A 216-nucleotide genomic window follows, 5' to 3' on the forward strand; every position below is an offset into this window, starting at 1 on the left:
AGCGTCGGCGAGCTGATCCAGAACCAGGTCCGCCTGGGCCTGGCCCGGATGGAGCGGGTCGTGCGCGAGCGCATGACCACCCAGGACGTCGAGGCGATCACGCCGCAGACCCTGATCAACATCCGCCCGGTGGTGGCCTCGATCAAGGAGTTCTTCGGCACCTCGCAGTTGTCGCAGTTCATGGACCAGACCAACCCGCTGGCCGGCCTGACGCAC

The 216-nt window shown here is 67.1% G+C and carries 1 protein-coding gene; it reads left to right on the plus strand.

What is annotated here, in order from left to right:
• Positions 1 to 216 (plus strand): hypothetical protein (locus tag FAF44_RS54255; RefSeq protein WP_237111260.1); only part of this gene is annotated, 216 nt, incomplete at both ends.

Origin of the sequence: Nonomuraea sp. MG754425 (assembly GCF_021699195.1) — a bacterium.
Lineage (GTDB): Bacteria > Actinomycetota > Actinomycetes > Streptosporangiales > Streptosporangiaceae > Nonomuraea.